Annotated in this window: 19 protein-coding genes, 1 pseudogene and 1 riboswitch; of the genes and pseudogenes, 5 read left to right on the forward strand and 15 right to left on the reverse strand. The window is 71.0% G+C overall.

Going from position 1 to position 21394, the window contains the following annotated elements:
• Positions 1-126: 126 nt before the first annotated feature.
• On the reverse strand, positions 127-2010 hold the full coding sequence (gene glmS / locus Afe05nite_RS09115; RefSeq protein WP_203816540.1) for a glutamine--fructose-6-phosphate transaminase (isomerizing): 1884 nt from the start codon (positions 2008-2010) through the stop codon (positions 127-129).
• A gap of 149 nt (positions 2011-2159) precedes the next feature.
• Here glmS and Afe05nite_RS09120 point away from each other — a divergent pair, with 149 nt between their 5' ends.
• A complete protein-coding gene (locus Afe05nite_RS09120; RefSeq protein ID WP_203816541.1) occupies positions 2160-3068 on the forward strand; it encodes an MmpS family transport accessory protein in 909 nt (302 codons plus the stop codon).
• A 1-nt stretch (position 3069) separates the two neighbouring features.
• Positions 3070-4242 (forward strand): pyridoxal phosphate-dependent aminotransferase, encoded by a 1173-nt coding sequence (locus Afe05nite_RS09125; protein WP_203816542.1) that lies wholly within the window; start codon positions 3070-3072, stop codon positions 4240-4242.
• Here the strand turns inward: Afe05nite_RS09125 and glmM are convergent.
• From glmM to rplM, 3 genes are all read right to left on the reverse strand, one after another.
• Positions 4239-5579, reverse strand: a complete 1341-nt coding sequence (gene glmM / locus Afe05nite_RS09130; RefSeq protein WP_203816543.1) for a phosphoglucosamine mutase — start codon at positions 5577-5579, stop codon at positions 4239-4241. The genes Afe05nite_RS09125 and glmM overlap by 4 nt on opposite strands.
• Positions 5580-5669: 90 nt before the next feature.
• Complete coding sequence (gene rpsI, locus Afe05nite_RS09135; RefSeq protein WP_239117666.1) at positions 5670-6167, reverse strand: 30S ribosomal protein S9; 498 nt, start codon at positions 6165-6167, stop codon at positions 5670-5672.
• A gap of 20 nt (positions 6168-6187) precedes the next feature.
• A complete protein-coding gene (gene rplM, locus Afe05nite_RS09140; protein WP_203816544.1) occupies positions 6188-6631 on the reverse strand; it encodes a 50S ribosomal protein L13 in 444 nt (147 codons plus the stop codon).
• Positions 6632-7202: 571 nt separating this feature from the next.
• Between rplM and Afe05nite_RS09145 the strand changes: the two genes are divergently transcribed.
• On the forward strand, positions 7203-8348 hold the full coding sequence (locus Afe05nite_RS09145; protein WP_203816545.1) for a uroporphyrinogen-III synthase: 1146 nt from the start codon (positions 7203-7205) through the stop codon (positions 8346-8348).
• Here the strand turns inward: Afe05nite_RS09145 and Afe05nite_RS09150 are convergent.
• Genes Afe05nite_RS09150 through Afe05nite_RS09165 form a run of 4 tightly spaced genes read right to left on the reverse strand, consistent with a single transcriptional unit; the run spans position 8345 to position 12780 of the window.
• Positions 8345-8965 (reverse strand): GTP-binding protein, encoded by a 621-nt coding sequence (locus Afe05nite_RS09150; RefSeq protein WP_203816546.1) that lies wholly within the window; start codon positions 8963-8965, stop codon positions 8345-8347. The genes Afe05nite_RS09145 and Afe05nite_RS09150 overlap by 4 nt on opposite strands.
• Positions 8946-9308, reverse strand: a complete 363-nt coding sequence (locus Afe05nite_RS09155) for a DUF742 domain-containing protein (protein ID WP_203816547.1) — start codon at positions 9306-9308, stop codon at positions 8946-8948. Before Afe05nite_RS09155 ends, Afe05nite_RS09150 begins: the two co-directional genes overlap by 20 nt.
• A gap of 32 nt (positions 9309-9340) precedes the next feature.
• Positions 9341-9748 (reverse strand): roadblock/LC7 domain-containing protein, encoded by a 408-nt coding sequence (locus Afe05nite_RS09160; RefSeq protein ID WP_203816548.1) that lies wholly within the window; start codon positions 9746-9748, stop codon positions 9341-9343.
• Positions 9745-12780 (reverse strand): sensor histidine kinase, encoded by a 3036-nt coding sequence (locus Afe05nite_RS09165; protein WP_203816549.1) that lies wholly within the window; start codon positions 12778-12780, stop codon positions 9745-9747. Before Afe05nite_RS09165 ends, Afe05nite_RS09160 begins: the two co-directional genes overlap by 4 nt.
• A 412-nt stretch (positions 12781-13192) precedes the next feature.
• Here Afe05nite_RS09165 and Afe05nite_RS09170 point away from each other — a divergent pair, with 412 nt between their 5' ends.
• Positions 13193-14356, forward strand: coding sequence for an ABC transporter substrate-binding protein (locus Afe05nite_RS09170; protein WP_438867848.1), 1164 nt, complete (start codon positions 13193-13195; stop codon positions 14354-14356).
• 108 nt (positions 14357-14464) lie between these two features.
• A complete protein-coding gene (locus tag Afe05nite_RS09175) occupies positions 14465-15625 on the forward strand; it encodes a hypothetical protein (RefSeq protein WP_203816551.1) in 1161 nt (386 codons plus the stop codon).
• Here Afe05nite_RS09175 and thiC read toward each other — a convergent pair.
• The 7 genes and pseudogenes from thiC to Afe05nite_RS09210 form a co-directional block, all read right to left on the reverse strand.
• Positions 15603-17150 carry a phosphomethylpyrimidine synthase ThiC gene (gene thiC, locus Afe05nite_RS09180; protein WP_203816552.1) on the reverse strand — a complete coding sequence of 516 codons (1548 nt, stop codon included), beginning with the start codon at positions 17148-17150 and terminating at the stop codon, positions 15603-15605. The two genes, Afe05nite_RS09175 and thiC, sit on opposite strands and share 23 nt — an antisense overlap.
• A 72-nt stretch (positions 17151-17222) precedes the next feature.
• Complete coding sequence (thiD, locus tag Afe05nite_RS09185) at positions 17223-18020, reverse strand: bifunctional hydroxymethylpyrimidine kinase/phosphomethylpyrimidine kinase (protein WP_239117668.1); 798 nt, start codon at positions 18018-18020, stop codon at positions 17223-17225.
• Positions 18017-18613, reverse strand: a complete 597-nt coding sequence (locus tag Afe05nite_RS09190) for a thiamine phosphate synthase (protein WP_203816553.1) — start codon at positions 18611-18613, stop codon at positions 18017-18019. The genes thiD and Afe05nite_RS09190 overlap by 4 nt, the downstream gene beginning before the upstream one ends.
• Positions 18607-19350, reverse strand: a complete 744-nt coding sequence (locus Afe05nite_RS09195) for a thiazole synthase (RefSeq protein ID WP_203816554.1) — start codon at positions 19348-19350, stop codon at positions 18607-18609. Before Afe05nite_RS09195 ends, Afe05nite_RS09190 begins: the two co-directional genes overlap by 7 nt.
• 2 nt (positions 19351-19352) lie before the next feature.
• Positions 19353-19556, reverse strand: a complete 204-nt coding sequence (thiS, locus tag Afe05nite_RS09200; RefSeq protein ID WP_203816555.1) for a sulfur carrier protein ThiS — start codon at positions 19554-19556, stop codon at positions 19353-19355.
• Positions 19556-20560 carry a glycine oxidase ThiO gene (gene thiO, locus Afe05nite_RS09205; protein WP_203816556.1) on the reverse strand — a complete coding sequence of 335 codons (1005 nt, stop codon included), beginning with the start codon at positions 20558-20560 and terminating at the stop codon, positions 19556-19558. The genes thiS and thiO overlap by 1 nt, the downstream gene beginning before the upstream one ends.
• Positions 20561-20688: 128 nt before the next feature.
• Positions 20689-21291 (reverse strand): annotated as a pseudogene (locus Afe05nite_RS09210) (thiamine phosphate synthase); the annotation flags it as partial.
• Positions 21260-21371, reverse strand: a riboswitch (TPP riboswitch). (Overlaps the previous pseudogene by 32 nt.)
• Positions 21372-21394: the final 23 nt, after the last annotated feature.

Here is a 21394-nt window from a genome sequence, read left to right on the forward strand (position 1 = left end):
CGGCGCCGCCGCGAAGCCCCCGGCCGCTATCCCGTTCCGGGACCGGCCGGGGTGCAGGGGGCCGCCAGCGCGGCGGGGCGATCAGCACGGCGGGGCGGGGCGGCCAGCGCGGCGGGGCTCGATGGGTTACTCGACGGTGACCGACTTCGCCAGGTTCCGGGGCTGGTCGACGTCGAGGCCGCGGGCCGCGGCGATCTCGCAGGCGAGGATCTGCAGCGGGACCGTGGTCATCAGCGGGGCCAGCAGGGTGGGCGTGCTCGGCACCGTGATCAGGTGGTCGGCGTAAGCCTTGACGTTCTCGTCGCCCTCCTCGGCGATCACGATTGTGCGGGCGCCGCGGGCGCGCACCTCCTGGATGTTGGAGACGACCTTGTCGCGGAGCACGCCACGGCCCGCCGGGGACGGCACCACGCAGACCACCGGGGTGCCCTCGTCGATAAGCGAGATCGGGCCGTGCTTGAGCTCACCGGCGGCGAAACCCTCGGCGTGCATGTAGGCGAGCTCCTTGAGCTTGAGCGCGCCTTCCAGAGCTACCGGGTAACCGACGTGCCGGCCGATGAACAGCACGGTCGAGGCGGTCTTGAGGTCGCGGGCGAGGGCACGCACGTCCTCCATCCGGTCGAGCAGCAGGCGCAGGCTGTCCGGCGTCGACTGGAGCTTCTCGACGACGGCGGCGACCTCGTCGGCGTACATGACGCCGCGGATCTGGGCCAGGTGCAGGCCGATCAGATAGCAGGCGACGAGCTGGGTGAGGAAGGCCTTGGTGGACGCCACCGCGATCTCCGGGCCGCCGTGCGTGTAGAGCACCGCGTCGGACTCGCGCGGGATGGTCGAGCCGTTGGTGTTGCAGATGGCGAGCACCCGGGCCTTCTGCTCCTTGGCGTGCCGGAGCGCCATCAGGGTGTCCATCGTCTCGCCGGACTGGCTGATCGTGATGACCAGCGTCGACCGGTCCAGGATGGGGTCGCGGTAGCGGAACTCGCTGGCCAGCTCGACCTCGCAGGGGATGCGGGTCCAATGCTCGATCGCATATTTCGCGACCATGCCGGCGTGGTAGGAGGTGCCGCAGGCGACGATGAAGACCTTGTCGATGTCGCGCAGGTCCTGGTCGGTCAGGCGCACCTCGTCGAGGACGATCTCGCCCCGTTCGGAGAGCCGGCCCAGCAGGGTGTCGGCGATCGCCTGCGGCTGCTCGGCGATCTCCTTGAGCATGAAGTAGTCGTAGCCGCCCTTCTCGGCGGCCTTGGAGTCCCAGTCGATGTGGAACTCTTTGCCCTCGGCGACCTCGCCGTCGAAACCGGTGATCTCGATGCCGGCCGGGGTGATCAGCACGACCTGGTCCTGGCCGAGCTCGATGGCCTCCCGGGTGTGCTCGATGAACGCCGACACGTCACTGGCCAAGAAGTTCTCGCCCTGACCACGACCGACCACGAGCGGCGAGTTGCGCCGGGCGGCGACCACCGCGTCCGGCACGTCGACATCGATCGCCAGCAGGGTGAACGCACCCTCGAGCCGGCGGACCGTGCGGCGCATCGCCTCGGCCAGCAGCTGCGGGCCGGAAAGACCGCCGGAGTCGCGAAGCGCGCGCATCTCGGCGGCGAGCAGGTGGGCCGCGCACTCGGTGTCGGTGTCGCTGGCGAACTCGATGCCGGTCGACTCGAGCTCGGCGCGCAGGCGGGAGAAGTTCTCGATGATGCCGTTGTGGATGACGGCGACCCGACCGTCGGCGGAGAGATGCGGATGGGCGTTGCGGTCGGTGGGTCCGCCGTGGGTGGCCCACCGGGTGTGCCCGATCGCCGTGCTGCCGGAGGCGATGTTGTCGCCGGTCCGCTCGGCCAGGGCCTTCTCCAGGTTGGCCAGCTTGCCGGCCTTCTTCTCGGTCAGGACGGTGCTGTTGTCGACGACGGCCACTCCGGCGGAGTCGTAACCGCGGTATTCGAGCCGGCGAAGCCCGTCGAGAACGATGCTGAGCGCCGGACGACCGCCGACGTAACCCACGATGCCACACATGCGGGGCAGCGTAACCGACGAACGCTCACGATGCATGCTCGGGAGGCACCCTTTCGAGCATGCACGGTGCTCAAAAGGGTGCCTCAGGACTGACCGATCGGCCGGTACCAAGCGTTTTCCAGGTGGCGCTGTTGGCGTACCGTCGGCTTGTGCGTCGAGCCTGGCGCCCGAACCGGGAGAGCAGCGTGACCGACCAGGACCCGTCAGCCCCGCCGCCGCCCACCCCGGACGGCACGAGCGGCAACAGCGCACCGATCTCCGGGCAGCCCTGGTCGACGATGTCCGGCGACTCGCTGGCGCCCCAGCCGCCCGGCTACTCCCCCGGCTACGCGGCGATCCCCCCGCCGGCCGACCCGCCGACCGCCCAGTTCCCGCCGGTCAACTACGCGCCGCCGGGCTACGCGTCGGACTACGGCCCCCAGGCGTACGCGCCCCCGGCGGGCTACCCGGCCCACCAGGCGGGCCACCCGGCCCCCCAGACGGGCTATCCGCCGTACGGTCCGGGCCAGCCGCCGTACAGTCCGCCCCAACCGCCGTACAGTCCGCCCCAGCCGCCCCCGCGCCGCAGCAACGCCCCGATCATCGCGGTGATCCTCGCCGTGACTCTGCTGCTCTGTGGCGGCATAGCCACGGCCGGTCTGCTGATCGGGCGCAGCGTCAAGGACAAGGCCGACGAGGCGGTGGGCGGCTTCCCGACGAGCGTGCCCGAGGTGCCGGCCCTACCCACCGCCCTACCCACGGGCCTGCCGACCACCGGCGTGGGCGAGGGCCGCCCGGTCACGATCACCTATGAGGTGACCGGCGACGGCCCGGTCTCGATCGTCTACATCGAGAAGATCGGGGAGAGCCCCAAACGCCTGGACAACCAGAAGCTGCCGTGGAAGCTCACCACCAAGGCCGAGATCCCGGCACTGGCCTCGGTGATCGTCGTGCGGATCGGCACGAGCGAGGGTGCGGTCAGCTGCCGCGCGCTGGTCGACGGGAAAGAGGTCAAGTCGAACAAGTCGGGGACCGGCAATTTCGCCTCGACCCAGTGCGTCCAAGTGGTCCTGGAGTGAGATGACAGCCGACCCGCTGGTCGAACGCATGCGTGCGTTCGGCACCACGATCTTCACCGAGATGTCCGCGCTGGCGGTCCGCTCCGGCTCGATAAACCTGGGACAGGGCTTCCCGGACACCGACGGCCCGCCGGAGATGTTGGCGGCCGCGGCGGCGGCGCTGCGGGACGGCGCGAACCAGTACCCGCCGCTGCCCGGCATCCCGGCGCTGCGCAACCTGATCGCCGCGCACGAGCAGCGGTTCTGGGGCCTGACCCGCGACCCGGACACCGAGGTGGTGGTCACCGCGGGGGCGACCGAGGCGATCGCGGCGGCGATCCTCGGGCTCTGCGAGACGGGTGACGAGGTCGTCACGTTCGAGCCCTACTACGACTCGTACGCGGCCTCGATCACCCTGGCCGGCGCCCGCCGACGGCCCGTCACCCTGCGGCCGGGCCCGCACGGCCGGTACGGCTTCGACGAGGCCGAGCTGCGCGCCGCGTTCGGCCCGCGCACCCGCCTGGTGCTGCTCAACTCGCCGCACAACCCGACCGGCAAGGTCTTCACCCGCGCCGAGCTCACGCTCATCGCGGAGCTCTGCCAGGAATACGACGCATACGCCGTGACCGACGAGGTCTACGAGCACCTGGTGTTCACCGACGCCGCCGAACCGCACACCCCGCTGGCGTCGCTGCCCGGCATGCACGACCGCACGCTGCGCATCTCCTCGGCGGGCAAGACCTTTTCGTGTACGGGCTGGAAGGTCGGCTGGGCCACCGGCCCGGCCACGCTCGTCTCCACGGTGCTGCGCGTGAAACAGTTTCTGACGTTCGTGAACGCCGGCCCGCTTCAGCCCGCCGTGGCGGTGGCCCTGGGCCTGCCCGACACCTACTTCAGCGGGTTCCGGGCAGCCCTGCAGGCCCGGCGTGACCGGCTGGTGGCGGGTCTGACCGAGGCCGGCTTCGCGGTGCAGCCGTCCGAGGGCACCTATTTCGTCACCGCCGACATCACCCCGCTGGGCGGCACGGACGGCGTCGACTTCTGCCGGGACCTGCCCGCACGCAGCGGCGTCGTGGCCGTCCCCACCCAGGTCTTCTACGACAACAAGGAAGCGGGCCGCCACCTGATCCGCTTCGCCTTCTGCAAGCGCGAAGAGGTCATCGACGAGGCGGCCCGCCGCTTGGCGAAGATCTAGGCGGCGCTCACCACAGCGGCGATCCGCTCGGCGACCGTGCGGGCCTGCTCCTCGGTGGCGGCCTCGACCATCACCCGAACGAGCGGCTCGGTGCCGGAGGGGCGCAGCAGCACCCGGCCGGTCTCACCCAGTTCCTGCCCGGCTGCGGCCACCGCGGAGAGCACGGCGGGGGCCGATCCGGCCGCTTCCCGGTCGCTGACCCGCACGTTGATCAGCACCTGGGGCAGCTTGTGCACCACGGCGGCGAGGTCGGCGAGCGACTTGCCGCTCGACGCGAGCTGGGCCATCAGGTGCAGGCCGGTGAGGACGCCGTCGCCGGTGGTCGCGTAGGCCGGCATCACGATGTGGCCGCTCTGCTCGCCGCCGAGCGCGAAACCGCCCGCGTTCAGCTCCTCCAGCACGTACCGGTCGCCGACCTTGGCCTCGATGAGCCGCACGCCGGACTGCTTCATCGCGATGCGCAGGCCCAGGTTGCTCATCACGGTTGCGACGAGGGTGTCGTCGGTGAGCGTGCCGGCGTCACGCATGGCCAGCGCGAGGATCGCCATGATCTGGTCGCCGTCGACGATGTCACCCGAAGCGGTGACGGCCAGGCAGCGGTCGGCGTCACCGTCGTGCGCGATGCCGAGGTCGGCGCCTTCGGCGAGGACCGCGTCGCGGACCTTGTCCAGGTGGTTGGAGCCGCAGTCCTCGTTGATGTTGAGGCCGTCGGGGTCGGCGTGGATCGCGATGACCTCGGCGCCGGCTTCTTCGTACGCGACCGGCCCGACCTCGCTCGCGGCCCCGTTGGCGCAGTCCACCACGACCTTGATGCCGTCGAGGCGGTGCGGCGTCGACGCGACCAGGTGCCGGATGTAGTGCTCGGCCCCGTCCAGCAGGTCGTTGACCCGCCCGATCCCGCCGCCGGTGGGCCGTCCGATCAGTCCGTGCCCGTCCTCGACGGCCTGCTCGATCCGCGCCTCGAGCTCGTCCGGCAGTTTGCTGCCGCCGGACGCGAACAGCTTGATGCCGTTGTCGGGCATCGGGTTGTGCGAGGCGGAGAGCATCACGCCGAGGTCCGCGTTGGTCTGCGCGACCAGGAAGGCAACGGCCGGGGTGGGCAGCACACCGACCCGTACGACGTTGGCTCCGGCGCTGGTCAGCCCGGCCACGACGGCCGCTTCGAGCATTTCGCCGCTGGCCCGCGGGTCGCGCCCGACGATCGCCATCGGGGTGTGGGTGGCGTCGTTCTCGACAAGCACCCGCGCCGCCGCCACCGCGACGGAGAGAGCGAGTTCCGGGGTCAGATCACCGTTGGCGAGCCCGCGCACGCCGTCGGTACCGAAGAGTCGCCCCATTGGCGGCTTCCTTTCAGGGGAACGAATACAAAACGGCCGGGCCGCCCTCCACAGAACGAGGAGGGCGAAACCCGGCCGCCTGGAAAGCGATCAGCGCTTCGAGTACTGCGGAGCCTTGCGGGCCTTCTTGAGGCCGTACTTCTTGCTTTCCTTGACCCGGGCGTCCCGGGTGAGGAAACCGGCCTTCTTGAGGGCCGGGCGGTCGTCCGGGTCGTTCGTGATGAGCGCCCGGGCGATGCCGAGACGCAGCGCACCGGCCTGGCCGGTGATGCCGCCGCCGCGGAGGTTCGCGATCACGTCGAACTGCTCGGCCTTCTCGGCGGTGCCGAGCGGCTCACGGATGAGCTGCTGGTGCACCTTGCTCGGGAAGTAGGCCTCGAGGTCGCGACCGTTACAGGTGATCTTGCCGCTGCCGGGGATGAGTCGCACCCGGACGATGGCCTCCTTGCGGCGGCCGACGGTCTGGATCGGACGGTCACCGGGACGCGGGGCGCGGACCGGGGCCGGCGCGGGCGTCTCGACGACGACGACCGTCTCAGCGGGCTCCTCGACGGTCTCAACGACCTCGGGCTCGATGATGTCGGACATGCTGCTGCCTTCTCCCGCGCTCACTGCGCGATCTGGGTGATTTCGAACGGCTTCGGCTGCTGAGCGGCGTGCGGGTGCTCAGCGCCCGGGTAGACCTTCAGCTTCTTGATGATCTGCCGCGCGAGCTTGTTGTGCGGGAGCATGCCCTTGACGGCCATCTCGACCGCCTTCTCGGGGCGCTTGCTGAGCAGCTCCTCGTAGCCGACCTGCTTGAGGCCACCCGGGTAACCCGAGTGCCGGTAGGCGACCTTGGTCTGCCGCTTGTTGCCGGTCAGGGCAACCTTGCCCGCGTTGATGATCACCACAAAGTCGCCGGTGTCGACGTGCGGGGCGAAGGTCGGCTTGTGCTTACCCCGCAGAAGAGTCGCGGTGTGGGTAGCCAGGCGGCCCAGAACGACGTCGGAAGCGTCGATAATGTGCCACTGACGCTCGATCTCACCCGGCTTCGGGCTGTACGTACGCACAGAATTACCTTGTCTTGTCGTCGGTCTGGGGTCGCGCGCTGGTCGCGTCGGGAACAGAATTTCCGATCGCTCACACAACAGCAGGCAACAATACCCGGCCGCGCGACACGTGGTCAAAACGAGGCGCCCGTACCGGGACCCCGCACTATATTCCCCGCAAGCATACTCGGCCCCTCCGACGCTCCCGACCCCGGCATCCAAGGTCAGGAAGGTCACAGATCCGCACCTCTTAGCAGGCTCGAAACAAACGGGACGCGAGGCCGAAATTCCCCACCGGCACGCTTCGAGGCATGGCCAATGGTGCGCAGCCCTCGACGAAGTGGGATGGGCGTAGCCCGCACGGGCGTCGACGGCGCACTATGGAAAAGCCACCGCCAGGGTTGAGGACGGACCTGGCGGTGACCGCCGTACCGGTTCACCGGTGTGGCGAGGAGAAGTCGCGGTGTGCGCCGGACGGAGGTACGGCGGAGATCGCAAGCGTGACATGGGAGCGGGTCGACGCTGAGGACGGCGGACTCCGAGCGTGCCCTTCGGTGGACCGGCCGGCCACGCCGCGACTTCTCGAAAAGACATGACCGATCGCGCGGGGGGAACGCGTCGGACGGTGATCACGGCGGCCGCCCTGGCCGAACCGACCGCGTCTCTGTCCGGCTACACCGTCGGCGTCACCGCCGACCGGCGCCGCGATGAGCTCGCCGGCCTGCTGGAGAGCCGGGGCGCCCGGGTGGTGCTGGCCCCGGCCCTGCGCATCGTCCCGATCGCCGACGACGCCGAGCTCAAGGCCGCCACCCGCACCTGCCTCGACCACCCGCCCGACATCGTGCTGGTCAGCACCGGCATCGGCATGCGCGGCTGGCTCGAGGCGGCCGAGGGCTGGGGCCTGGCCGAGCCGTTGCGGGCCACGCTGGCCCGCGCCTACCTGGTGGCCCGTGGCCCCAAGGCCCGGGCCGCGATCCGCTCGGCCGGGCTGCACGACCAGTGGTCCCCCGAGGGGGAGAGCTACGAAGAGGTGGTCGACCACCTCAAGGCCCGGGGCATCGCCGGTCTGACGGTCGCGATCCAACTGCACGGCGAGAGCCAGCCGGAATACACCGAGGCACTTCAGGAGGCCGGCGCCCGGGTGATCGAGGTGCCGGTCTACCGCTGGGCCGCACCGACCGACCCGGCGCCGCTGCACCGCCTCGTCGATCTCATCAGCGGCCGGCTCGTGGACGCTGTGACGTTCACCTCGGCCGCGGCCGTCACGGCTCTCCTGCGGGCCGCCGGGCCCGCCGCCGACCCCCTGCTGGAGGCGTTGCGCACGAGCGTTCTGGTGGCCTGTGTGGGCCCGGTGACGGCGGCTCCGCTGAAACGGCACGACATCCCGATCGTCGCGCCGGCGCGAGCCCGGATGAGCGCTCTGGTCCGCACGATCGTGGAGGAACTGCCGAAGCGGGCGGTCTCGCTCGAGGTGGCCGGCCACTCGCTGACCCTGCGCGGTCACGCCGCGGTCGTCGACGGTGACCTGCGGCCCCTCGCCCCGGCACCGATGGCGGTGCTGCGGGCGCTGGCCGCCACGCCCGGCCGGGTGCTGTCGCGGGCGGCCCTGCTGCATGCCTTGCCCCGGGGCGCCGACGAGCACGCGGTCGAGATGGCCGTGGCCCGCCTGCGGGCGGGCCTGGGCGCTCCCGGGGTCGTTCAGACGGTGGTCAAACGGGGTTACCGGCTGCCGAACTAGCCGACGACGGCCGGGTAACCCCCGGACTGCTCGGCCACCAGGGTCGCCATGGCGTGCTCGACCACGTGTACCAGCACCTGCTTGACCGACTCCCGGTGGCGGGCGTCGCACAGCACCATCGGCACGTGCGACGGGATCGCCAGCGCCTCGCGCACCTCGTCCGGCTCGTAGCGGGGCGCGCCGTCGAAGCAGTTGAGGGCGACGATGTACGGCAGGTGGCGGTTCTCGAAGTAGTCGAGCGGCGCGAACGCGTCCGCGATGCGGCGGGTGTCGACCAGGACCGCGGCGCCCACGGCTCCCCGGATGAGCTCGTCCCACATGAACCAGAAGCGGGTCTGCCCGGGGGTGCCGAAGAGGTAGAGGATCAGGTCATCGGCCATGGTGATGCGGCCGAAGTCCATCGCCACCGTGGTGGTCTCCTTGCCGGGCACCTTGGACGCGTCGTCGACGCCCTGCCCGGCCGAGGTCATCAGCGCCTCGGTGGTCAGCGGCTCGATCTCGGAGACCGCGCCGACGAGGGTCGTCTTGCCGACGCCGAAGCCGCCCGCAATCACGATCTTCGCGGAGGTGATCTCCCTGGGTTGCGCCCCCGCCCGCTCAGAGCTTGCGAAGTCCACTCAACACCCTTTCCAGCAGATCCATCCGCTCCGTGAAGCCCTTCTTGGGAGCGGCGCTGTGCAACGACAGCAGTCCGTCGGCGACCATGTCCGCGACCAGCACCCGCGCCACTCCCAGCGGGAGTCGGGTGTGCGCGGACAGCTCGGCCAGGGACTGCGCTTTCGCCTCGCAGAGGATCGCGATGCGGTACTTGTCATGCCCGGCGAACCGGGCCTCCTGCACGGCGGCCTGGCTGGCTACCAGGACCGCTTCGATAGGTATGTCTCGCCGCGGCTCGGTCCGTCCGCGAGTGACCGCATACGGGCGCACCAGGTTGCCCCGTGGGTCCTGTGGCTGCCCCATGACGCGATCACCCCCTTCCCACCGGCCGGCGGCTAATGACTCACGGTCTCACGGGGAGCGGGGGTCAGTGCGGCACCGACCCGCTCGACCAGCAGCGCCATCTCGTAGCCGACCTGGCCGACGTCGCAGCTGCGCGCGGCGAGGACGGCCATCGACGAACCGTCGCTGACCGACATGAGGAAGAGGTATCCGCTGTCCATCTCGATGATGGTCTGCTGGACGTCGCCGGCGTTGAACATGCGCGACGCGCCCTCGGTCAGGCTGACCACGCCGGAGGTGATGGCGGCGAGCTGGTCGGCCCGGTCGGCCGGCAGGTCACGCGAGCATGCCAGCAGCAAACCGTCCGCCGACACCGCCACGACGTGCGCGATGCCGGCCACGCTGTTGGCGAAGTTGTTGAGCAGCCAGCCCATGTCATGCATGGTGGGGGGCCTGGTCACTGGTCCGTCTCCTTAGCCTGGATGGCGGTTTCGGCGGTGCCGTCCGTCCGCCCACGTTGCACTCCACGGTGGTACGCGGACAGGAGTCCACGAACCTCGTCGGGGCTGCGCCGGTTCTGGTTGCGCGGCCCGGTCTGCACGCCGCCGGGCACGAGCTGAGCCTGCGGTACGCGCTTGGGCAGTCCGGAGCGAGTGGTGCCGGCATCGACCGGCTCGGCCGCTGCCATCGCTCGTTGCCACCCCTCGTCGGCCGCAGTCCTCCACCGGTCCTCGGCCGCCTCGCGCGGCCGCGGAACCGACGATCCATTGTGTCCGGCCGCCCCGTTGCTTCCGGCCGCCCCGTTGCTTCCGGCCGCCCCGTTGTGTCCGGTCCCGCCGTTGTGTCCGGTCGCGACCGGAGCCGGTGCCGCCGAGATGGGTGCGGACCGGGTGGGTGCGGACCGGGTGGGTGCGGAAACGACCGGGGCGGGGGCCGGTGACACCGCTTCCTCGGGCGCCCGCGAAGGTGGCGCCACCACCGGCGGGGCCACCACCGGCGGGGCCGGCTTCTTGTCGCCGGCACCGGAGTTCGGCGGCGGGGCATACCCGGCGGTCGGCATCCCCCACTCCTCGGTGGCCGCCGTGTCCTGGTTCCGGAACCAGCTCTGCTGCATCTGCACGAAGATCGGCGAGTCGGTCCGCTCCTCGGCCGGTGCGGGCATCTCGTGGACCGGCACCGGCGGCATCGCCGCCAGCGCGGCCCCCCAGCTGCTCTCCGGCTGGGCCGGCTCGGGAGTCGGCGCCATCGGCGTCGGCGTGGGCACGAAGCCGTTCATCCCGCCCTGCTCGGCGACCGGCTGGGCGACCCGGGTGGGCAGCGGCGGCCGGTTCGGGGTGGGGCCGGGCTCCGGTGCCGCCGGCCGCTGGGACGGGAACATCGGCAGCTGCGGGTGGGTCGGGGTGGGCGGAGCCGACACCTGCGGCTCGCGCCACGGATCGGGCGCGATGGCGGGCAGCGTCGCGGTGGCGGCCCGGGCCGCCTCGGCGCCCCAGCCCCCGCTCGGCGCGGCCCCCAGCTCGGGTACGGGTGCGCCCCCGCCGAGCCCGTCCCGGCGGTTCGGCACCACCACGATGGTGTTCGGCAGGATCACCTGGGCGACCGTGCCGCCCTCCAGGTTGGCGCGCAGCTCGACCCGGATGGCGTAGCGGCTGGCGAGCCGGCTGACCACGGCCAGACCCATCAGCCGGAACGCGGCCACGTCGACGTTCGGCGTCTCGGCGAGCCGCCGGTTGAGCTGGTCCATCTGCTCCTCGGACATGCCGAGGCCGCGGTCCTCCACCTGGATCACCACGTAGTCGCGGATGCGCCGGGCGTCGGCGACCACGGTGGTGGTCGGCGGGGAGAACCGGGTGGCGTTGTCGAGCAGTTCGGCGACCAGGCGGACGACGTCGTTGACGGCGAGCGCGGCGATGGCCACGTCGGTGTCGACGGTGCCGAACTCGATGCGGTTGTAGAGCTCGACCTCGGACTGGCTGGCCCGCAGCGCGTCGACCAGCAGCGCGTCCTCGCGGCGCGGCGGGCTGGAGTCGGCACCCGCCAGGACCAGCAGGTTCTCGTCGTTGCGGCGCATCCGGGTGGCGAGGTGGTCGAGCTCGAAGAGGCGGGCCAGCCGCTTCGGGTCCTCCTCGGTGCGCTCGATGCTGTCCAGCTCGCCGATCATCCGGTCGACCAGCGACTGGGAGCGGCGGGCCAGGTTGAGGAACATCGCTGAGACGGTGGTGCGCAGGGCGGCCTGCTCGGCCGCGATGCGTACGGCTTCCCGGTGGACCACGTTGAACGCCTGACCGACCTGGCCGATCTCGTCCTTGCTGGTGAGCCGGATCGGGTCGCGCAGCTGCCGGATGATGTCCTCGGCACCGTTCTCGCCGAGGGTGCGCGCGTCCCGCAGCCGGGCCACCGCGTCGGGCAGGTCGCGGTTGGCCACCGCGAGCGCACCCTCCCGCAGGCGACGCAGCGAGAGGTTGAGCGAGCGGGCCAGGATGACCGCGAGCGCGATGGCGACGATGAGCACGAGCAGGACCAGTGCCGCTTCGAGCGCGGCCTGCCGGACCACCGCGTCGGCCTCGTCGCCGGCCAGCTTGACGTTCGCCGACTCGAGCTCCTGCTCGGCCCAGCGCATCAGGTCGACGACCGAGCCGAAGGTCTGGGTCACCTCGTCGGGGGTGACGGCCACACCTCGGGCGAGTTGGATGGAGACCTGATCGGCCAGGTTGACGGCGTCACCGGTGACCACGTTGTCCACCAGGGACTGCTGCGCCTGACTGGCGAACGCGGCGAAGGTGAGCAGGCCCTCCTGCTGGCTGGTCTGCGCGGCGATGAACGCGCTGCGCTGCTCGACCGACACGTCCTGGGAGACCAGCGCGGAGTAGGCGATCGCCTCGAAGTCCGCGGCACCGGCCTTGGCCTTGGCGAAGGCGCTGGTGGCGCGCAGGCTGTCGCCGACCTCGTCGTCGCCGGCGTACTGACTCACCGCGTCGCCGTAGCCGAGCAGGTCGGTGAGCACCACGCCGTAGCGCGACATCGCCTCGGCGACGCCCAGGCCCTCGCGCTTGGTGACCTGGTCGCGGGTGGCGTTGAGGGTGTCCAGGTTGTCGTCGATCTGCACCAGGCGGCCCTCGACGGCCTCGGGCGGGTCGTCGAGCGCGCGCCGGTGGTCGCGGTAGACCTTGATCTCGGCGTCGGTGGCCCGGACGGTCGCGGTGTAGGTGTCCACCTTGGCGGCCGGGCTCGCGAGGAACTCCGCGGCCGCCATCCGCTCACCGTGCAGAAGCTGGGTGAGTGTCGAGACGTCGGTGCCGACCTCGGTGAGCTTCTCGACCTGACCGGCCGCGGTGGCGCGCTGGCTGACGTCGACCAGGCGGGCGGTGGCGAGCACGATCACCGCGGCGAGCGGTACGACCAGGATGAGACCCAGCTTGGCTCGGATCCGGGCGTCGCGCAGGCGGGGGAAGACACCACGGCCCGCCACCTGGGTCGAAGATCCGGTGCTCACGACTTCTCCTCCGTGGTCTTCCCGTGTCTCTTCGCCCGCACTGGAGCCTGCGGCCCGGCGATTTCATCAGACGGCATCGCGGTTTGGGAAGTCTGAGAGCGCCCGGAAACAAACTTGTTGTCCGATGAGTAACTTGCTGCTCGACTCCACAATCGACACCGGAGCGGCTTTGACGTGCGCGAATATCCGTACGGCAACAGAAAGTGATAATCCGACTACCGGCAACCGTCAAGATTCCAACCAATATGTGGGACGGCCATCCCGCGAACAGGTCCGGCACCGGCTTGACCAGCCGCCTTCACGTTGGCAAGGTTTGGCGCGATCAGACGGACAAGCTGTCCGTATCGGCGCACATTCCGGCGGACATCGTTGGCAGCCGGTTCGCGTTTCCGCCCTCCGAGGAGGCACCGCAGTGAGGCTCCCCCGCCTCGTCACGGCATCGTTCGTGGCTTCGACGCTTCTTGTCGCCGGATTGGCCGGTTGCACATCGGACAAAGCGAAAACAGGCAGTGGTGACACCGTCGTGATCGCCGCCGACCTGAACAGCTCGTCGTCGGTGGACGCCGCCTTCGGCCGCGCTCTGCAGCTGCGGGTCGACCAGGTGAATTCGTCCGGCCGGCTCGGCGACCGCAAGCTCGAGCTGCGTACCCAGGACAACCGGGCGGACATCACCACCTCGCTGCGCAACATCAGTGCGTTCGCCGACGACCCGGCGGTCGCCGCGATCATCGGTGGCGGGTGCGACACGTGCATCGTCGGTGCCGCCAAGACGATCAACGACAAGAAGGTCCCGACGATCGCGCTCGCGACCTCCGACCAGGTCGCCGCGCCGGTCGCGGACCACCCGTACCTCTTCAAGCTCGGCCCCAACTCGGCCGACAGCGCCGCCGCGACGGTCGCCGAGCTGCGCCGGCTGAAGTTCGCGAACGCCGCCATCCTCTACACCGACGACCTCTACGGCCGGGGCGCCAAGGAAGCGCTGACCGCCGAGCTGGGCAAGGCCGGCATCGCGATCACCGGCGACCGTTCGGTCAAGCCGTCGGCCACCGACATCTCCCAGGCGGTCGGCGCGCTGACCGAGCCCAAGCCGGCCGCGCTGCTGGTGCTGGCCGGTCCGGAGCAGGCGGCACTGGCGGCCAAGAGCGCGAAGAGCGCCGTCTTCAAGGGGCAGATGTTCTTCGACGCGGCCGCCGCGAGCGACATGTTCATCCCGAACGACGCGGCCGCCGCCACCAACAACACCACCATGGTGTTCACCCAGATCCTGGCCATCGACGACGTGATCGCGACGACTCCGGCGAAGGCCGCCCGCAAGCAGTGGTTCCGCGACTACGTCTCGCGCTACGGCAGCTACTCCGGTGTCGCCTCGTTCGCCGCCGACGCGATCGACCTGATCGCCTCGGCCGTGGCGCGGGTCGGCGGCAACCGCGACCAGATCCGGGCCATCCTGGAGACCTCGCAGACCGACGGGATCTCCGGTCCGATCCGGTTCACCCCGGCCAACCACTCCGGGCTGATGCCGCAGGCGCTCACCCTCCTGGTGGCTCGCGCCGGCCGCTGGCGGCTGGCATCCTGAGCGAGACCGGAAGATCGATCGCTCACTCAGAGTCACTCATCTAACCCAGTCTTAAGAATCCGGATCCGGAGTGGCGACATAGTCGGAGGAGTCCGTAACGTGCCCGTCATGGCATTCCGGACCTCGGCCAAACTGTTGGGAGTCACGCTCGGCATCGCCGCGCTGGCCGGTGCGAGTCAGCTCGGGTTGGCATACGGCTTGGGCATCGTGCGCCTGACCCGCGTGCTTGAGCTAACTGCGCGTGACCAGTGGACCGCCCAACTGGCCTGGGTCGCCTGGTTCGCGATGAGCGCCGCCGTGCTCGGTGGCATCGCCGGCCGCTCGTACCTGCCCAAGCACTCGGGTGCCGGCACCCGGCTCGGCACCGCTGTCACGGCGGGCCTCGGCGCCGCCGTCGTGGTGCCGCTGACCATGCAGCCGGCCCGCACCGCGGAGGTCGCTGGGGTCGAGCCGGTCTTCGTGATCGGGGCCTGCGCCACCCTCGGCGCGGTGGCCGGCCTGTTCGCCGCGTACGCCGCACTGAGCCGGCAGGTCGCCCGCTGGAGCTTCCTCGTGATCGGCACCGCCGTCTGGGTGATCGCGATCATCTCGGTGGCGCCGTCGATGGCGCCCGGCAAGGAGCTGCCCACCGTCCGCCTCGGAGTGATCGACGCGGCGTTCCTGGACGATTCGCTCACCCGGCGGACCGCGCTGTTCACCATGCCCGTCCTCGCCCTGATCAGCGGGATCGCGCTGGGCTGGACGGCACGCCGGCGCGACTTCTCGACGCTCACCATCGCGCTCTCCGGCCTGGCCGGCCCGGCCCTGCTCACGGCGGCCTACCTGGTCGCCGGCCCGGGCTCGGGCGACGACGGCTACCAGTCGGTGCCCTACTGGGCGGCGATGACCGCGGCCGGGGCCGGGGTGCTCGGCTCGGTGCTGGCCGCCGTGCTGCGCCGGGCGCCGGAGACCGACCGGGTCAAGCCCACCCCCGACCGCCCGCCGCTGCCCAGGCGCGACCCCGATCCGGTGTCCGCGATCGCGAAGGCCTCCACCCCGTTGCCCTCCCCGCTGCCGCCGCAGTCTCAGCCGACCCCGTTCGACGGCTTCACCCCGTCCAGGGCACGACCGTCGAAGGCGAGCCCGGCCAAGGAACCGCAACCGATCAGCCCGCCGCTGCCCCACCCGACCCCGGTCGCCCCGCCCCCGCAGGTGAAGGAGCGCCGGCAACCGGAGGACCGGGACAAGGACGGCGTGGCCGAGTGGGTCAGTGGTCTAGGGAACGGCTGACCGTCTCGCGGGGTTCCAGCTCGACGTAGACCTTCCCGCCGCCGGCCAGGAACTCGTCTGATTTGTCGCGCATGCCGCGGGCGCGAATCTCGTGCGAGATCTTCATCGAGCAGAACTTCGGCCCGCACATCGAGCAGAAGTGGGCCGTCTTGGCGGGCGCGGCCGGCAGCGTCTCGTCGTGATAGGCGCGGGCCGTCTCCGGGTCGAGGGCGAGTTCGAACTGATCTTCCCAGCGGAAGTCGAAGCGCGCCGCCGACAGCGCGTCGTCCCAGGTCTGCGCGCCCGGATGGCCCTTCGCGAGGTCGGCCGCGTGCGCCGCGATCTTGTAGGCGATCATCCCGGCCTTGACGTCGTCCCGGTTGGGCAGCCCGAGGTGCTCCTTGGGGGTGACGTAGCAGAGCATCGCGGTGCCGAACATCCCGATCATCGCGGCCCCGATCGCCGACGTGATGTGGTCGTAGGCGGGCGCGATGTCGGTGGTGAGCGGCCCGAGCGTGTAGAACGGCGCCCCGCCGCACAGCTCGACCTGCAGGTCAACGTTCTCCTTGATCTTGTGCATCGGCACGTGGCCCGGCCCCTCGACCATCACCTGCACGTCGTGCCGCCAGGCGAGATGGGTGAGCTCCCCGAGGGTCCGCAACTCGGCGAACTGCGCCTCGTCGTTGGCATCCGCGATGGATCCCGGTCGTAGCCCGTCGCCGAGCGAGAACGTGATGTCGTAGTCGGCGAAGATCTGGCAGAGCTCGTCGAAGTGGGTGTAGAGAAAGCTCTCCTCATGGTGGGCCAGGCACCAGGCCGCCATGATCGACCCGCCCCGCGACACGATCCCGGTGACCCGCTCCGCGGCCAGCGGCACGTAATTGAGCAGCACGCCGGCGTGGATGGTCATGTAGTCGACGCCCTGCTCGGCCTGTTCGAGGATCGTCTCGCGGAACAGCTCCCAGGTCAGTTTCACCGGATCGCCGTCGACCTTCTCCAACGCCTGATAGATCGGCACGGTCCCGATCGGCACCGGCGAATTCCGGATGATGGACTCGCGCGTCTCGTGAATTCGCGGCCCGGTCGACAGGTCCATCACGGTGTCCGCACCCCACCGCGTCGCCCAGGTCAGCTTGTCGACCTCCTCGGCAACCGACGAGGTCACCGCCGAGGTGCCGATGTTCGCGTTCACCTTCACCAGGAACTTCGATCCGATCACCATCGGCTCGGACTCCGGATGGTTCCGGTTGGCCGGGAGCACGGCCCGCCCGGCGGCGATCTCGGCGCGGACGAATTCCGCGGAGACGCCTTCCCGGATGGCGGCGAACTCCATTTCCGGGGTCACGATCCCGGACCGGGCAAAACCCATCTGGGTACGGCCGGAGCTCCATCCCGACCGCAGCGGCGGCAGTCCCGCCTCGGGGTCACTGCCCGGACCCGACGTGTCGTAGAGCCGCACCGGGTCGTGCCCGCCGCTCAGCTCGACCTCGGTGAACGGCACGCGCATCTCGGGTCGCGGGCCTTCGACGTACACCTTGCGCCTCATTTTTGCTCCTAAAATAGTACTAATAGGACAGACGACGGCAGCATGGATACCACTACCGGCGCTCAAGGCCTGTCAGACGAAGTGATTCAGCGGCCCGGGCCCGGCGCCCAGCCGCCACGAACGACCGCCGTGCAACGCGCCGGCGACGTATTTCTTGGCGGCGGCCACGGCCGAGGGAATGTCATCCCCGAATGCCAGCCGAACCGCCACCGCCGAGGAGAAGGTGCACCCCGACCCGTGATTGTTCGCCGTTTCCACGGGCGAACCCCGCAACAGCGACGTCTCTCCGTCGCAGTGCAGAACGTCCACCGCGAGTTCACTGCCGGTCACGACCACCGCGCGAGGACCACCCGAAGCGAGCCGTTCGGCCGCCGAAATCATTTCCTCCGCCGTCTCGCACCGGCTTTCCGTCAGGGCGGCGGCTTCCTGCCGATTGGGCGTGACCACGCAGCCGTACGCGAGAAGTGGCGCCACCGAGGCGGCGGCCGCGAGTCGGGCCCCGGAGGTGGCGACAAGCACCGGATCGACAACCAGATTGGGCAGCCGGGGAGCGAGTTCGACCAGGAGCTCGGCAACCGCCCGATCCCCGATCATCCCCACTTTGACCGCCGCCACCTCGAAGTCGGCGAGCACCGCCTCGAGCTGAGCCGCGACGATGTCCACCGGCACCGGATGAATGGCGGTCACCCCGAGCGTGTTCTGCGCGGTGATGGCGGTGACCACCGACGTCCCATAGGCCCCGAGCGCCGCGAAGGTCTTCAGATCCGCCTGAATCCCCGCGCCCCCACCGGAGTCGGATCCGGCGATGGTCAACACAACCGGCGGTGTCGGATCCACCGCGCCGGGCCACCCCGACTTCCAGAACGTCACGCCGAACCCCCCAACCGCTTCCCGCCCGCGCCCGCGAAGGCGGAGGCCAGCATCCGGGTGGTCCGCTCGGGATCGGCGGCGCGCATGATCGCGCCCAGGACGGCGATCCCGTGCGCGCCGGCCTCGGCGCAGGCGGCCGCCCGCTCCGGGGAGTCGATTCCGCCGAGGGCCAGCCACGGGACCTCGCCCGCGAGCGCCGCCGCCCGCGACGGCCCGAGCGGGGGACCGTAACCCGGCTTGGTCGACGTCGAATAGATCGGCGACAACGTCACGTAATCCTCGATGGACAGCTCCGGCGCACCGTGCCGGGAGCGGCCCACCAGCGAGACCTCGGCGGTCGGCAGCGGATCCGCCTCGGCCAGGTGGACCGCGTCGGCGCCCAACGGGTCCGGGCCCGCGACTATCAGCCGGCCCGGGGGCAGCAGGTCCTGGATGGCGATCGCGAGTGCTCGGCGTTGCTCGTACGGCAGATCCCGCTCCCGGAGAATGACCCACGCCGCGCCGCCGCGGACCGCCCGCGCGACCACGCTGATCAGCGAGCCGGCGGCGAGCTTCCGGTCGGTGAGCAGCACCGGACCGCTCGGCGTCACCATCGCGGCAGTCCCTCGTCCGAGGTCGAGGCCAGCGCGTGGAAACGGCGCGGGATCCGGCCCGAGGTGAAGGCGAGCCGGCCGCCGAGAACCGCGTGCCGCATCGCGGTCGCCATGCCGGCCGGATCGTCGGCCCGGGTGATCGCGCTCGCGATCAGCACCGCGTCGCAGCCCAGCTCCATGGCCAGCGCGGCGTCCGAGGCGGTGCCGAGGCCGGCGTCCAGCACCACCGGCACGTCGACGGCCTGGCGGATCAGCTCGATGTGGTGCGGGTTGGAGATGCCGAGGCCGGACCCGATCGGCGAACCGGCGGGCATCACCGCGGCGCAACCGACATCGGCGAGGCGGCGGGCCAGGATCGGGTCGTCGGTCGTGTACGGCAGGACCGTGAACCCGTCCGTGACCAGCTTCTCGGCCGCGGCCAGCAGCTCGACGCCGTCGGGCAGCAGGGTCCGCTCGTCGCCGATCACCTCGAGCTTGAGCAGGTCGGTCTCGAACGCGTCCCGAGCCAGGTGCGCCGTCTTGATCGCGTCGCCGGCGGTGTAGCAGCCGGCCGTGTTGGGCAGGATCCGCACGCCCAGCCGATCGAGCATCGGCAGCAGTCCCGGCCCGGCCGCGTCCACCCGGCGCAGCGCGACCGTGACCAGCTCGGTCCCGGAAGCGCGGATGGCCTCCTCGAGGGCGCTGAGACTGTTCGCCCCGCCGGTCCCGAGGATGAGCCGTGAGTCTCCGAAGAACATCGTCACCCTCCCTGCGCGGCGGTGAGCACCTCGACGGCGTCGCCGTCCGCGAGTCGCGCCTGGTCCCAGGTGCTGCGGGGAACGACAGTCCCGTTCACCGCGACCGCCACCCCGCGCCGCGCCTCGGTGAGCCGCTCGACGAGGGTCGCCACCGACAGGCCGTCCCCGGCTTCGAGCAGTTCCCGCCCGTTGACCGTCAACCGCATCAGAACCTCCCCGGCGCGAAGTGATCGAGCAGCGGATCCGCGTCCCCGCCCAGCACCAGCCCGGTGATGAGCTCGGCGGTGATCGGCGCGAGCAGGACCCCGTTCCGGAAGTGCCCGGCGGCCACGACGGTGCGGTCGTCGATCCGGCCGAGCAGCGGGGCGTTGTCCGGGGTGCCCGGCCGGTGCCCCACAGTCGTTTCGACGAGCTCGCATTCGGCGAGGTCCGGCACCAGTTCGAGGGCCGCGCGCAGCAGTTCGTGGACACCACCGGCGGTGACCGTGCGGTCGGTACGCTCCTCCTGGCTCGCGCCGACGACGATCTCGCCGTCCGCTCGCGGCACCACATAGACGTGCCGCCCGTCGACCACCGCCTCGAGCACGTGCCGCACCAGCCCCGGCTCCCCGCGCAGCCGCAGCACCTGGCCCTTGACCGGCCGGACCGGCAGGCCGGTGAGGGCCGCCGTCCCGCAGCCGGCCGCGACGACCACGGTCTCGGCGTCCACCTCGGACAGGTCGTCGACCCGCTTGGTCACGATCCGCCCGGCCAGCCGCTCGCGCAGCGCCGCCACCACCCGGCGCGGATCGACCTGGCCCTCCCCCGGCGCATAGACCCCGGCCCGCACTCGGGTGGACAGCACCGGCTCCCGTTCCCGCAGCTCGGAGGGGCGCAGGAGGGGAAGCTGCTGCCGGGTCCAGACCCGGGCGGCCTCGGCGAGGTCGTCCGCGGTCATCGCCACGCTCAGCGTCCCGGTGTCGTCGTAGCCGACCAGGCCGAGTTCCGCGGCGAAGGCCGGCCAGCGCTCGTTCGACCTCGCCAGGAGTTCGGCCAGGTGCGGTTCCTCGTGCGCGGCCTCCGCACCGGGCGCGAGCATCCCGGCCGCGACGTGCCAAGCTCCCGGCTCACCGTCGTCGAGCACGACGACATCGGCCCCGCCCTGCTGAAGCCGCCAGGCGACGGCAAGCCCGATGATCCCGCCCCCGACCACCGCGACGGTCCCGCTCACGCGGCACCCCCGCGAAAGCCGCCACGCGATCCGGTCACCACGCGCGAGCCGGTCACCAAGCGCGAGCCGTTGGCCAAACGCGAAGCGGAGGCGCCGCCCGGCGAAGCGGAATCGGTGTCGCCCCGGGTCGAGAGCGCTCGCTGGAAATCAGCGGTCGCCCCGGCCGGATCCGCGATCACCGCCGAGATCGCCGCCACGCCGTAGCCGGGGAGATCAGCCACGCGGGCCGGCGTGATCCCGGCGATCGCGAGCACCGGAGTTCCCGGAACCGCGTCGACCACGGCCGCCAACCCCGCCGGGCCGATCGGGGGCGGCAATCCGTCCTTGGTGGTCGTGGCGAACACCGGCCCGACCCCCAGATAGTCGGCGCCGTCGGCGACGGCCTGCCGGGCCGAGACCGGATTGCGGCAGGTGGCGCCCAAGATCGCGGCCGGCCCCAGCACCCCCCGGGCGGCCGCCACCGGAAGATCATCAGCCCCGACGTGCACGCCGTCGGCCCCGGCCGCGAGGGCGACCCCGACCCGGTCGTCGACCAGGCACAACGCGTCTCCGGCCGACCGGCACAGCGCGAGCGCCGCCACGGTCAGCTGGTATGCCTCCCGGTCGCAGCTCTTGACCCGCACCTGGATCGCCACCGGCCCGTGCCCGACCGCCCCACGCACGACGTCGAGCGAATCGGTGACGATGTGAAGACGAGGAAACAACACAAACGCTCCTCCCTGCGCCGGCATGATCCGGATCAGGTTCGACGGTCGGGGGCTGCGTCAGCCCCCCTCTCAGCCCGGTGCACCGGACTCCCGTGGGGTTGTCTTGTCTCGGACCATAACCGCCCGA

Source organism: Paractinoplanes ferrugineus, from assembly GCF_016862195.1.
GTDB classification, from domain to species: Bacteria; Actinomycetota; Actinomycetes; order Mycobacteriales; family Micromonosporaceae; genus Actinoplanes; species Actinoplanes ferrugineus.